The sequence below is a fragment of the Luteibacter sp. KNZ12-1A genome, from assembly GCF_056755675.1.
The window spans coordinates 1-12,566 of the sequence record NZ_JBPGXU010000109.1 but is presented as its reverse complement, the minus strand read 5'-3'; the positions used below and the strand labels follow the sequence as shown (position 1 = coordinate 12,566).

The 12,566-nt window shown below is 66.5% G+C and carries 12 protein-coding genes; 7 read left to right on the top strand and 5 right to left on the bottom strand.

Going from position 1 to position 12,566, the window contains the following annotated elements:
- Positions 1 to 82: 82 nt before the first annotated feature.
- The 4 genes from ACR9ZJ_RS16580 to ACR9ZJ_RS16565 are packed head-to-tail and all read right to left on the bottom strand — an operon-like array spanning position 83 to position 4,650.
- A complete protein-coding gene (locus ACR9ZJ_RS16580; protein ID WP_481288358.1) occupies positions 83 to 1,099 on the bottom strand; it encodes a Csu type fimbrial protein in 1,017 nt (338 codons plus the stop codon).
- Positions 1,096 to 3,450, bottom strand: a complete 2,355-nt coding sequence (locus ACR9ZJ_RS16575) for a fimbria/pilus outer membrane usher protein (RefSeq protein WP_481288357.1) — start codon at positions 3,448 to 3,450, stop codon at positions 1,096 to 1,098. Before ACR9ZJ_RS16575 ends, ACR9ZJ_RS16580 begins: the two co-directional genes overlap by 4 nt.
- Positions 3,404 to 4,117, bottom strand: a complete 714-nt coding sequence (locus ACR9ZJ_RS16570; protein WP_481288356.1) for a fimbrial biogenesis chaperone — start codon at positions 4,115 to 4,117, stop codon at positions 3,404 to 3,406. Before ACR9ZJ_RS16570 ends, ACR9ZJ_RS16575 begins: the two co-directional genes overlap by 47 nt.
- A 23-nt stretch (positions 4,118 to 4,140) precedes the next feature.
- Positions 4,141 to 4,650 carry a Csu type fimbrial protein gene (locus ACR9ZJ_RS16565; protein WP_481288355.1) on the bottom strand — a complete coding sequence of 170 codons (510 nt, stop codon included), beginning with the start codon at positions 4,648 to 4,650 and terminating at the stop codon, positions 4,141 to 4,143.
- 269 nt (positions 4,651 to 4,919) lie between these two features.
- On the opposite strand from ACR9ZJ_RS16565, the gene ACR9ZJ_RS16560 reads away from it, so the two are divergent.
- From ACR9ZJ_RS16560 to ACR9ZJ_RS16540, 5 genes are read left to right on the top strand one after another with little or no spacing between them, the layout of a single operon-like run.
- Complete coding sequence (locus ACR9ZJ_RS16560; protein ID WP_481288354.1) at positions 4,920 to 5,321, top strand: hypothetical protein; 402 nt, start codon at positions 4,920 to 4,922, stop codon at positions 5,319 to 5,321.
- Complete coding sequence (locus ACR9ZJ_RS16555; RefSeq protein ID WP_426285832.1) at positions 5,318 to 5,512, top strand: helix-turn-helix transcriptional regulator; 195 nt, start codon at positions 5,318 to 5,320, stop codon at positions 5,510 to 5,512. Before ACR9ZJ_RS16560 ends, ACR9ZJ_RS16555 begins: the two co-directional genes overlap by 4 nt.
- Before the next feature lie 4 nt (positions 5,513 to 5,516).
- Positions 5,517 to 7,076 carry an alpha/beta hydrolase gene (locus tag ACR9ZJ_RS16550; RefSeq protein ID WP_481288353.1) on the top strand — a complete coding sequence of 520 codons (1,560 nt, stop codon included), beginning with the start codon at positions 5,517 to 5,519 and terminating at the stop codon, positions 7,074 to 7,076.
- Complete coding sequence (locus tag ACR9ZJ_RS16545) at positions 7,073 to 7,807, top strand: ABC transporter ATP-binding protein (protein WP_481288352.1); 735 nt, start codon at positions 7,073 to 7,075, stop codon at positions 7,805 to 7,807. The genes ACR9ZJ_RS16550 and ACR9ZJ_RS16545 overlap by 4 nt, the downstream gene beginning before the upstream one ends.
- Positions 7,804 to 8,979: an ABC transporter permease gene (locus ACR9ZJ_RS16540; protein ID WP_481282355.1), complete on the top strand. Its 1,176-nt coding sequence runs from the start codon at positions 7,804 to 7,806 to the stop codon at positions 8,977 to 8,979. The genes ACR9ZJ_RS16545 and ACR9ZJ_RS16540 overlap by 4 nt, the downstream gene beginning before the upstream one ends.
- A 36-nt stretch (positions 8,980 to 9,015) precedes the next feature.
- On the opposite strand, the gene ACR9ZJ_RS16535 is transcribed toward ACR9ZJ_RS16540, so the two are convergent.
- Positions 9,016 to 11,067 (bottom strand): TonB-dependent receptor family protein, encoded by a 2,052-nt coding sequence (locus ACR9ZJ_RS16535; protein ID WP_481288351.1) that lies wholly within the window; start codon positions 11,065 to 11,067, stop codon positions 9,016 to 9,018.
- Between the two features lie 145 nt (positions 11,068 to 11,212).
- Here ACR9ZJ_RS16535 and ACR9ZJ_RS16530 point away from each other — a divergent pair, with 145 nt between their 5' ends.
- Together ACR9ZJ_RS16530 and ACR9ZJ_RS16525 are read left to right on the top strand one after the other, a co-directional pair.
- The gene (locus ACR9ZJ_RS16530; protein WP_481288350.1) at positions 11,213 to 12,061 is read left to right on the top strand and encodes a class I SAM-dependent methyltransferase; all 849 of its coding nucleotides are present in this window, start codon (positions 11,213 to 11,215) and stop codon (positions 12,059 to 12,061) included.
- 1 nt (position 12,062) lies between these two features.
- The coding region (locus tag ACR9ZJ_RS16525) for an rRNA large subunit pseudouridine synthase E (RefSeq protein WP_481288349.1) at positions 12,063 to 12,566 on the top strand (504 nt) is incomplete at its 3' end.

Sequence of the window (12,566 nt, the reverse complement as noted above, 5' to 3'; positions counted from 1 at the left end):
AGATGTGTATAAGAGACAGCACCAGCGCCCCAATAAGTTCCAGCCCCCCAGCAAGCACAGCGCCCCAATAAATTCCAGCCCCTCAATAAGTCACCGTCACCTTCACCACATCGCTGTACACGCCAGCGCCAACGGCCGGTTGCACCGGCAGGCGGCCATACACCGTCAGTGTCTGTTCCGCACCCGACCCGGTCCCCGTCGCCGTATCGATGTTCAATGATTCTCCCCAGCGCAGCGTGCGCTGGGTGTCACGGTAGAGCTCGTAGTTCACGAAGCCGCCTCCGGACGTCATTCGCCTCGTCGTCCCGGACGCGTTCTGTCCATCGTCCAGCCCCACCTGGTATGCCGCGCGGTTCGTGCACGTCATGCGCAGCAGCGAGGTCTGGTCGGTGTTCGCCTGCAGCAGGCCCGATACGCTGCCGAAATTGAGATCGCTCGCCGTGGCGAGTGTGCACAGGTTCGATACCGATGCCGTCACCGTCGAGGACGGCCCGGCCGCGCTGGCGCCACCACCGCCGCCACTCTGGCAGCTCGCCGGATAGGTTCCGAGGCTGAGCAGCACTTCGTTGTAGCGATACGCGAGGCCGTTCGCGTTCACTCCCCCGGCAAGGGTCCCGGTGTACGTGCCGCTCGACAGCGTCGACTGGCCGGCGGGCACCCGTCCGTAGACAGTGACCGAGCCGGTGCGTGTCTGCGGGTTCGACAAGATGGTGAAGGTCAACTGGAAGGTCAGTGGCGTGTACGTCGCATTCCCGATGGGACCCCACACGTTGCTGCGCGGTGAATCCTTGTAGAGTTGGTACTGCATGCGATCGCTGTTGCCGTTGATGGCGGTACGCGGCGAGACGTTGCCGAGATCGTCCGGCGAGAGCCCGATGCACCCGGTGACGTAGACGCCGTAAAGACCGCCGAGCAAGCCGCCGTTGTACGTGCAGCTGTAGTTGATCGTCGCCGTGCCATCGACGGTGCCGGACGTGGGGTCCACGGGACCGAAGGCGAGCGTGGTGATGCCGGTGATCGTGCAGGTGGTCGCGGCTTCCGCCCGCGGTCCCGCCAGCAGTGCGGCAAACGCGATGACGATGAGTGCCAGCCATTTCACGGTATACGGCCCCGGCATACCAGTGGACCGAGATCGGGAAGGTTGCGTGCATGCGAGGGATAGTCGAGCGTCGCCTTGCAATGGCCGCCACCTTGTATATCCACGTCGAGGATGGTGCTGCCTTCGAGGTCGTCGAGATAGACCATGCCGTCATAACCGACCACGGCGGTTCCGCCATCGCCCGTCGCGACCGTGGAGCCCAGAGGCAGGGGCGCGCCGGATTCATCGACGAGCGTGGCCAGCGCGGCGCGCACGCGCTTCACGGGGAAGCGCACCATCACCCCGGAACGGTCCGCGGGCGCGATCGTCGCTTCGACGCGCTGTACGCGATCGTCGGCGGGCAGATCGAGGGGATCGATGGCGAGGCGATTGTCCTGATAGGCATTCAACCGCGAGACCAGCAGCAATCCACGGTTGTCGGTCACGCCGGTGCGGCGATTCTCGAGCAACACCGGCACGTCCGCCACGCCCTCGGTCGTGACCAGGGCGAAGGCGTCATCGATGCGACGAGCGGCGAACACGTGGCCGCCCATCAACACGATCGCCCCGTTGGCGTCGGCATAGCTGTACGAGGATGGCCCCACGTCACTTGCGCCGACCGTGAGCTGGCCACGGTTGCCGAGCCAGCCCACTTCGCCGAGACCACCGGCATCCGCGCCCGAACGTCCTTGCACGTGCCATCCGAAGCCGCCGTCTCCGTCGATGGCGCGGCTGGCGTCGACCACGCCGAAGGTCCGTTCGCGGTCGCGCTGCATGGACGCGCTCAAGGTGGCACGGAGATCCAACGCGACGGTCACGCCGATGAAAAAACTGCGATCCGAGGAATCGTCGAGGTTGCGGTTGTAGCTGGCGCTCAGCGATACGCCGCGGCCGACGTTGCGCAGCGCGAAAAGGCCGGCGTATCGCGAGATGGGCTGTCCGCTGTAGCGGAGCCGTACGAGGTTGGCGCCGAAGCTGGATTCGCGCACGTTGAAGCCGATGAGCGCGCGATCGCTGACGCGTGGCGGGGGCGAGCCATAGCCTGCGGCCACATCCCGGTAACGGGCGTCGCCACGCAGCGTGTCGATCGAGGCATTCATATAGCGTCCGTTCCATGCGTAGCCGAATCCATACTGCCTGCCACCGCCCCGGGACAGGGACAGCGACGCATTCAGGACATGCGCGCCCATCGGGTTCCACACGCCGCCCGCGCCCGCGGTACCCCGTCCATCGCCCGCTTCGGCGTGCGACTCGACGGTGAACGTGTCGCTGACACCGTGCCGCCACGTCGCACTACCGACGGGGGCATCGCCATACGAAAAGGAATCGATGCCGTACGCCCGGCGCACCTTGCCCAGTTCCACCGACCAGTCGTCCAGCCCTTCGCGCAGCAGTTGTCTCGCGGCATAGAAGGGAAAAGTGACCGTGCTGCTTCGGCCCAGCGCATCCGTGAGCACCACTTGCGCCTGGCCGGCCTGGTCGATGCCGGGCACGGCGGTGAGCTGGAAAGGGCCGGCCGGCACCTTGCCGCTGTACTGGCGGATGCCGTCGATATAGAGCTCCACCGACGATGGCGCCGTGGCCTCGCCGAAGAACTGGGGCAGGGGCGTCGTCACGCGATAGGGCTGGGTGGCGAAATCCGTGCCGTAGGCGATCCCGCCGATGCGCGTGGCCCGTGTCCAGGCAAGGTAGCCGGTGAAGGTGTCGCCGATGGTCAGGGCCTGTGCGCGATCGGGGAACGACAGGCGCCACTGGGTATCCAGGCGCACGGAGTCGCCCCGCCACCCCGCACCATGGGATTGGTAGCGACGGATCAGCGAGGTGTTGCTGAGTACCCCCAGGCCTTCACTGAAACCACGTAATTCCGCGAGCCCACTGATGTTGCCCTCGCCGCCACCATGCGCGGCATAGATGTCGTAGTTGAGCAGGACCCCGGTGCCGCTGGTGGCGCGCAGCGCGGAGCGTTCCTGTCGGTTGAGGATGTGCGTGGGCAGGTGCAGGCGTTCGTTCGGTACCTGGATGTCCACGCGTTGCAGGCGTACGTCATAGGTATAACGAAGACCTTCGATATCCGGCAGGCAATGCTCGCCGTCACCCGGCGGCAGGATGAAACCCAGCCCGCGCAGGTCTCCCGCCAGCGCGCAAAGCGTGTCCCCGCGGTGGATGAAGTGCACGAGCTTCTCCGTCGACGAGCCGTTGAGCACCACCTCGAGATAGAGGTCCTCTCCCGTGGTTCGTACGCGTGGCGTCACCGTGGGAGGCGGTGGGACGGCGGCCGGTTCGTTGGACAAGGCGTGGCTGTTGCCGGAGTCGAGCGCCAGGACACTAAGGGCTCCCAGGGTCAACGACCAGCGTCGATTCGGACGCCTCACCGTTGATCCTCGCGCGCAACACGCCGCCCCTCGGCACGCCCGTCGGAAGGTTCCAGCGCATCGTCGAGTCCGGCAGGGCGTATCCGACCAGGCCGGACAGGAGTACGTTGCGCCGGTCCTCCTGCCCCTGCCAGGTCACGTCCGCGATCTGCGCGTGGCCGTTTCCGCTGTTGTGTACGCGCAGGCGTGTACCCGCCGCCGTTTCTTCCCAGGTGGTTTCCAACGCCGCTTTCGTCGCCGGGTCGCCGGCGGGGGCGAGGAAAACAGGGATGGAATAGCGCAGGACGAAGGTCAGTCCGCCCCTGACGGCCATGCCCACCGGCAATTCGTCGACCAGGACGCGATAAGCGGTTTCCACGCCACCTTCTGGCGGTGTCACCTGCCGGATCACGCGCACCAGCTGGCGATCCCCCGGGGCGATGGCCACCATCGGTGGACTCACCACGAGATCGCGCGATGGCGCCAGGACATCCTCGCCGTTCACCTGCGTCCAACGGAATACGCGGACCTGGGCCTGTATCGTTTCGTTGCCGGTGTTGGTCAACCACAACGCCTCGGCCGATGTCTTCGCCGCGAGGCGAAGGCCGATGGGCGTCACCTGCAATCCACTGCCCGACGCCACCGGCGCCACGATGGCCGCGATGGCCATCGCGGCAGCCTTCGCCACGCGGAGCGCCCATCGGCACACCGTCAGTACGTGATCGTGGCGGTGATGACGTCGGTGTAGCTGCCGGCGGCGAAGTTGGTACTCGGCACGCGGCCGTAGACGGGGATGTTCTGCACGCTGCCGGTCCCCGTGCCCGCGTAGACGTTGCCGCCCGCGCCGGTGGTGCTGCCCCAGATGTCGGCCGCGGTGCGCGTGGCGTTGCGGTAGAGCTGATACGGCACCAGGGCCGAGCCGTTGCTCATCTTGCGCGAGTTCGCATCGGTGCCGTTCTGGCCGTTGTCCAGTGCGATGGTGTAGGGCGCGCTGGGCGTGCAGTTCACGTTGAGCGCGCCCTGGTTGTCGACATTGGTGGCCGTGGACGGCTGGCTGCCGAAGTTGACATCGGTCGGTGCCGTCGTGGTGATGTCGCAAGCGGCGGTGATCGTGACACGCACGTTGAAGGTGGTCGTGGCGGTGGCGGCGTAGCCCACGGAACTGGCCGTGCCGAGGACGATGGCGGCGGTGCCGGCGAACAGGCGGATGACAGGATGCATGACGTGTCTCCCTGGTGGCGGAGCGGTCCCGGCCGATTGGCGCGGGTACGTCCGTCGGAAGCAAGGATCGGGGAAAGGCGGATGCGTCGGTGTGCATTTACGGCCCCCTTGCCGTATCGACCTATCGATGCCGAAAGGGCGCAGGCCCGCTCTGTCAAGGATGCTTGACATGGAAGAGCGGCCGCCGCATGATGATGTAAAGCGTGCTTGACACGCCTCCGGCCGCGCGACAGCGGCCGCCCGACTACGACCATCGAAGGGGAGCGGCGATGCGTGCCGTGCACAAGCGTTACCTGCGTGAATTCTTCCCGGCGATGCTGGCCTACGTGATCCTGCTCTTTCTTTCCGTCAGCTGGTTGAAGTCGTTGGATGGTGGCCTCGCGCGAACCCTGGTGACCCTGTTGCCCGTGTTGCCGATCGCCTTCGTCATTCGTGCGATGGTGCGCGTGATCCGCGACCAGGACGAATTCGAGCGCCGCATCGATCTCGAATCCATCGCCATCGCCGGTGGCATCGGCGCCTTCGGCTTCTTCACCTACGGCATGTTGCTCAACGCGCGGGTGATCGCCGCGCCACCCGCCGACGCGGTGGCGATCTGGGTATTGCCGGTGCTGCTGGGTTGTTTCGGCGTGGTCAAGTGCGCCGTTCGCCTGTATTACCGTGCCCGATGAACAACCGCCTCCGTGAACTGCGAACGGCGTTCGGATGGTCGCAAGCCGATCTCGGCGAGAGGCTGGACGTGTCCCGGCAAACGGTGAACGCAGTGGAAACCGGGAAGTACGATCCCAGCCTGCCGCTCGCCTTCAAGATAGCGAAGCTGTTCGAACTGCCCATCGAATCCATCTTTACCCCGGGGGAATGAGCGTATGAAACGAGCGCCACGGATCGCCATCGTCATCGCGATCGTCGCCGCCGCCCTCTCGGGACGGCAATGGATGCATCAGCGGACGGAGGAACCGGCCGCGACGACGACGGCGCCTGCCGCGACGCGTCCCGCGCCGCCGCGGGTGTGGAAGCTCGGCTCGCTGGAACTGAAGCCATGCGAACTGCCGCAGCCGCATTCGGGCTTGTCGACGGCGGCGTGGTGCGCGCCTTTCCAGGTGCCGGAGGATCGTGCGAATCCCGGCGGCCGCAAGATCGACCTGCGCCTGGCGATCGTCCGCAGCAGCGCGCAGGTGCCGACCCCCGACATGGTCGCCTTCATCGCAGGTGGCCCCGGCCAGTCCGCCGCCGAAAGTTATCCGGCGATCGCCCCGGCGATGGCGCCGTTGCTGGCGCATCGCAACCTGCTCCTGCTCGACCAGCGCGGTACCGGCGGATCGCATCCGTTGAGCTGCCGCGAAGACGAGCCGGGCGTGCCCGGTGGCGCGGAGGAAACGCACGGCTTCGACGCCGAGGCCGTGCGCAAGGAAACCCGCCACTGTCTGGAGCAGCTCTCGAAGGACGCCGACGTGCGCTTCTATACGACCACGGATGCCGTGGCGGATCTGGAAGACGTGCGGCGCGCGCTGGGTTCGCCGAAGTTCGACCTGCTGGGCGTGTCGTACGGCACCCGCGTGGCCCAGCAATACGCGATGCGGCACCCGGACGGCCTGCGCACGTTGATCCTCGATGGGATCGCGCCCAACTCGCTCGTGCTGGGCGAGGATTTCGCGGTCAACCTCGACGCGGCGTTGAAGGCGCAGTTCGCCCGTTGCGAAGCCGACGAAGCCTGCCGCGCGCGTTTCAGCGACCCGTACCAGACCCTCTACCAGCTGCGTGACGCCCTGCGCGCCAACCCGCACAAGGTGAGTTTCCGCGATCCGCAGAACTACGCGTCCGTGCAGCGCGTGCTCAGCGAGGTCTCGCTGGCCACCGTCGTGCGCATGTTCGCCTACTCCCCGGAAACGGCGGCCTTGTTGCCGTTGTCGATCGACGCCGCCGCACGCGGCGATGTGGGGCCGCTGCTGGGCCAGGCGAAACTGCTTACCGGCGATCTCGGCGACACCATGGACGGTGGCATGCAGTACTCCGTGATTTGCTCCGAGGACGCCGACCTTCTGCAACCGCGACCGCAGGACAAGGACACCATCCTCGGCGACACAATGATCGAGGCGTTTCGCGCGGCGTGTTCGGTCTGGCCGCACGGCGCCCGTCCAGCGGATTTCCACGAGCCGCTGAGGAGCGACGTGCCCACCCTGTTGATGTCCGGCGAGTTCGATCCCGTGACGCCACCGCGTTATGGCGACGAGGTGGTGAAGGGGCTGCCGAACGGTCGCCACGTCGTGCTGAAGGGGCAGGGCCACAACGTGGTCGCGCGGGGTTGCATGCCCCGCCTGCTCGACCGTTTCATCGACAAGGCGGATGCGAAGGGCCTCGACACGTCGTGCCTGGATCGCCTCAAGCCCTTGCCCGTCTTCGTCGGATTCAACGGAGCCACCCCATGATCGAGGTCAAGGACCTGCACAAGGCGTTCGGCGAGGTGCGCGCCGTGAACGGCGTGAGCTTCACCGCGCGCGATGGCGAGATCACCGGCCTGCTCGGCCCCAACGGCGCGGGAAAGACCACCACCCTGCGCATGCTCTACACCTTGATGACGCCGGATGCGGGCCAGGTACTGGTCGACGGCGTGGACGCCGCGGTCGATCCGCTTGCCGTCCGCCGCCAGCTCGGCGTGCTGCCAGACGCACGCGGACTCTACAAGCGCCTGACCGCGACGGAGAACATCGATTACTTCGGCCGCCTGCATGGCATGGAGCCCGGATTGCTACGCCAGCGTCGCGAGGCTCTGATCGATGCATTGGAGATGCGTGACATCGCCACGCGGCGCACCGAGGGCTTCTCGCAAGGGCAGCGGGTCAAGACCGCCATCGCCCGCGCCTTGGTGCACGATCCGCGCAACGTACTGCTCGACGAACCGACCAATGGCCTCGACGTGATGGCGACGCGTGCGATGCGCCGTTTCATGCGGCAACTGAAAGACGAGGGGCGCTGCGTGCTTTTCTCCAGTCACATCATGCAGGAGGTGGCCGCCTTGTGCGACCGCATCGTCGTGATCGCCCACGGGCGTGTCGTCGCCGATGAGGCCCCCTCCGCCCTGCTCGCGCAAACCGGCGAAACCAGCCTCGAGGATGCCTTCGTGAAGATCATCGGTACCGACGAGGGGCTCGCCGCATGAGCGCCTTCACCGCTGTTTACTGGAAGGAAGTGCGGGAAAACCTCCGCGACCGCCGCACGCTCGTCAACGCCTTGATCACCGGTCCCTTGCTGGGACCGGTCATGTTCATCATGTTGATGAACGTGATGGTCAACCGCGAGTTGGCCAAGTCCGACCGACCGATTTCCGTGCCGGTGATCGGCGCGGATGTCGCGCCGAACCTCGTCGCCGCGTTGAAGGGCGCGGGCATCGATGCGGCCCCGGCCATGCCCGACCCAGAGAACGCGGTGCGCGAACAGCGCGCCGACATCGTGCTGCGCATCTCGCCGGAATACGCCCAGGCCTGGAGCAAGGGCCAGGCCGTGCAGGTGGAGTTGATCTACGATTCCTCGCGGCGCGACGCGTCCACGCCGGTGATGCGCGTGCGCAGCGTGGTCGAGTCATACGGAAAACGCGAAGGTGCGATGCGGTTGATCTCGCGCGGCCTGTCACCGACCACGGCGTGGCCGGTGCAGGTGGCCGACAGGGACCAGGCCACGTCGCAATCGCGCTCGGCGTTGATGTTTTCCTTCCTGCCGTATTTCTTCGTGCTCACGGTCTTCCTTGGGGGCATGTACCTGGCCATCGACCTCACCGCCGGCGAGCGCGAACGTCAGTCGCTGGAACCGTTGTTCGTGAATCCCGTGGCGCGCTGGAAGATCCTGGCGGGAAAGCTCGCGGCGATCTGCACTTTCTCGTTGGTGAGCCTCCTGCTCAGCGTGGCGGCGTTCGCCACCGCGCCCTTGTTCATCCCGGTGGAGAAGCTGGGCATCGCGCTGGACCTCGGGCTGCGCTTCGGTTCGCAGGTGGTGTTGCTGATGCTGCCCTTGATCGTGCTGCTGGCCGCGTTGCAGTCGCTCGTGTCGGCGTTCGCCAAGAGCTACCGCGAGGCGCAGACCTACCTGTCGATCCTGATGATCATCCCGGTGTTGCCGAGCGCCCTGCTTTCGGTGATCCCCGTGCGTGCGGAGCCGTGGATGTATGCGGTGCCGTTGCTCGGGCAGAACCTCGGCATCGTGCAATTGTTGCGCGGGGACGGCGTGCCCGGATGGCAACTCGGCCTGTGTCTGGCGGGCGGTTTCGCCGCGGCCGTGGTGGCGGTGTGGGGCACGGCCCTGCTGTACCGGTCGGAGCGCCTGGCGATTTCCGGCTAAGGGCATCGCCGCTGAAGCGGCGACAGCCCATCAACCTCACCGCCACCGCACATCCACTCCCACCAGGAACGTCCGCCCCGGCGCCGGCTCGTAATACCGCCCGTTTCCATCGTTGACGATCACCGAGCCGATCACATGCCGATCGGCCAGGTTGTCCACTCGTGCAAAGGTGTTCACACGCCACGGCCCCTGGTCGAACACATACCCGCCGGACACGCCGAACAGCGCATACCCCGGCGCCGATTCCGTCCCCCGGTCGTTCACCGACGTCGCGCCCATGGCATTCATGTCCAGCCCCGCCTGCCAGCCGTGTTCGCCACCGTACTTCAGCGCCGCGTAACCCGTCGAACGCGGGACCCCCGGAATACGCGTCCCGGCCTGCACCGGTGTATCCGGCGCGGGGCAACCCGCCGAGACACAGGTAAGGAAGGGCGTGCGGAAGGTCGCCTGCAAGTGCGTGTACGACGCGATGAACCGAAGGTTCCGCGCGAGCCCGGCACTGAACGAAGCCTCGACACCCTGTCGCCGCGACCGCGCGATGTTCTGGTAGGTGGTGCGGCCACCGAGGTTGGTCGCCACCGCCAGTTCGTCGTCGCTGTCCGCGCGGAACACGGCCAGCCCCGCCTCGATGCCATCGGCCGGGCGCAGCTTCAGGCCCAGCTCCGCGTTGTGCGAGCGCGAGGGCTTGAGGTCGAAGGCCAAACCGGCGCCGCGATCGGCGCGGTAGCCGAGTTCCGAAAACGTGGGCGTCTCGAAGCCGCGGCCCCAGTTCGCGTATGCATGCATCCAGGGCGCCGCGCGCCAGAGCACGCCGAACACGGGCGTGGTCGCGCTGTACTTCACGGCGCCGCTGTCGTCGGGATTGCCGGTTGCGATGTAGCGATCGGTGGAACGAAAGCGCACCTCGCTGTGCCGGACGCCACCCATCAAGCTCCAGTCGTCGGCCACGCGCCAGGTCGCCTGGGCATACTGGTCGAAGTCGAAGACACGGTCGATCTCGTCGCGGCGTTTGTCCCCACGGACGCCGAGCGTGCCACCGACGAAGTTGTTGTAACCCTGGCGATGCTGCTCCTGGTTGTCGTACGCCACGCCCGCGGCCAATTCGAACGGACGCCCTGCCAACGTGTCACGCCAGGTCCAGCGCACGTCGCCTCCCCCGTATTCATTGTCGAGATCCACGACACCGCCGGAGTTTCCCGGTTGGGAGATTTGCGTCGCGACCGGAATCGACAGGTATTGCGTAACACCGCGCTGGCCGTAGTAGCCCATGACGCGCAGGCTATTGGCTTCGTCGATGCGCTGGTCGTAGATCAGCCCCGCCTGCTGCTGGTCGACCGACTTGCGGGTGTCGAACGTGTTCGCCACGGCGGCGACCTGGCGCGGGTCGGCCCGGTACTGCGCGCGCGTGAGTCCCAGTGGGTCCTGGGCATCGGGAACATCCAGCGTGTTTACCACGAGGGTCAGCCTGGCGTCGTCGCCGATCTTCCAGCCGACCTTGGCATTGCCCGACTCGCGCCGCGCGGCGCTATGGTCGCGATAGCCGCTGGTGCGGAAGTGGGTGAAATCGACGTTGTAGTCGACCGGCCCCTCCACGCCACGCGCGTTCACCGAACTGCGGAAGGTGCCGTTGCTGCCGCCGGCGATACCGAAACGCAGTTCCGGTGGCTCGGTGCCATCGGCGGTGAAAAGTTGCACCACGCCACCCGACGCATTCCCGTAGAGGGCGGAGAAAGGGCCACGCAATACCTCGACCCGATCCGCCGAGTCGAGGTTGAAATGCGACACCTGGCCCTGGCCGTCCGGCATGCTCGCCGGAATGCCGTCGGTGTAGAGCCGTACACCGCGGATGCCGAAGGTGGAACGCGCGCCGAAACCGCGGATCGATACCTGGGCGTCCTGCGCATAGTTCTGCCGGTCGCGGGCGACGATGCCCGGGATCGCCTGCACGCGCTCGGACAGGTTCACGTCGAGCGAACCATCCGGCGGTGTCGCGACCACGTCGATGGCGGCGGGGATGTCGTAGGGCGACTGTGCCGTCCGGGTGGCGGTGACCACGACGGGCGCGAGCTGCGCGTCCTGAGCGGCCACGCCAGAGGCCAGCGCGATGAGGATGCCGAAGGGATTGTATGCATAAGCTCAAGCCCCGGGTCGCGTTGCCTGGGCGGTCGCCGCTGAAGCGCCCCCACACACGTGCTAGCCTTCCCGCCCACGTCCCCTACCTTCCGGTGTCGCCATGAAGAAGCTCGCTTTCGCCTGCGTTGGACTGCTCGGTCTCGCGTTCGCGCACACCACCCTCGCCGTCGATACGGACCAGCCGGCCCGGGCGACGCCGCCGGCCAGTGCCGGCCAGCTCACCGCCGCCGAACTGGACAAGGCGATCGCCGGTAGCTGGCGCTCTCCGGAGAACAAGGCGCGCGATGTGTACCGTCACCCGCGCGAGATGCTGACCTTTTTCGGCATCCGTCCGGACATGACCGTCATCGAGATCTGGCCTTCGGGTGGTTGGTTCACCGAGATCCTCGCTCCGTTCCTCCACGACAACGGCCATTACATCGGTGCGGTCGAGAAGGGCTCGAAGAGCACGGCGGCCTTGCAGAAGAAGTTCTCCTTCGCGCCGGCCCAGTACGGCAACGCGAAGATCGTGGAGTTCAACCACAAGGCGCCCGTGCTCGGCGCACCGGGTTCGGCCGACATGGTGCTGACCTTCCGTAATGTGCATAACTGGGCTGCCGACGGCAGTGCCGAGGCCATGTTCAAGTCTTTCTTCGCCGTGCTCAAGCCCGGCGGCGTGCTCGGCGTGGAAGATCACCGGGCGGACGCGGGGAAGAAACTCGATGAAGTGGTGAACTCCGGTTACCTGCCGACCGATTACGTGATCAAGCTGGCGACCGACGCGGGCTTCAAGCTCGACGCGCAGAGCGAGATCAACGCGAACCCGAAGGACGACCACAATCATCCCAAGGGCGTGTGGACGTTGCCGCCGACGCTGGACATGGGCGAGACGGACAAGGCCAAGTGGCAGGCCATCGGCGAATCCGATCGCATGACCCTGCGCTTCGTGAAGCCCGCCACCGCCAAGTAAGGTGCTGGTCGCGTTGAACAAGCCCTTCGGGGTCCTTTGCCAGTTCACCGACGAAGCCGGCCGGCGCACGCTGGCCGACTTCGTGCCGCAGAAGGGCGTGTACGCCGCCGGGCGGCTGGACCACGACAGCGAAGGGCTTTTGCTGCTCACGGACGATGGAAAGTTGCAGCATCGGCTGGCCGACCCGAAGCACAAGCAGCCGAAGACCTATGTGGTGCAGGTGGAAGGCGTGCCGACGGAGGATGCGCTCGAACGGCTGCGGCGTGGCGTGGTGCTCAAGGATGGGCCGACGTTGCCGGCGGTGGTCGAAGCCATCGACGAGCCGGATTGGCTATGGGCGCGCGATCCGCCGGTGCGCTTTCGCAAGACGGTGCCTGATGCGTGGCTGCGCGTGGTGCTGCGGGAAGGACGCAATCGCCAGGTGCGAAGGATGACGGCGGCGGTGGGGTTACCCACGTTGCGGCTGGTGCGCGAGGCGGTGGGGGATTACCGGCTGGATGGGTTG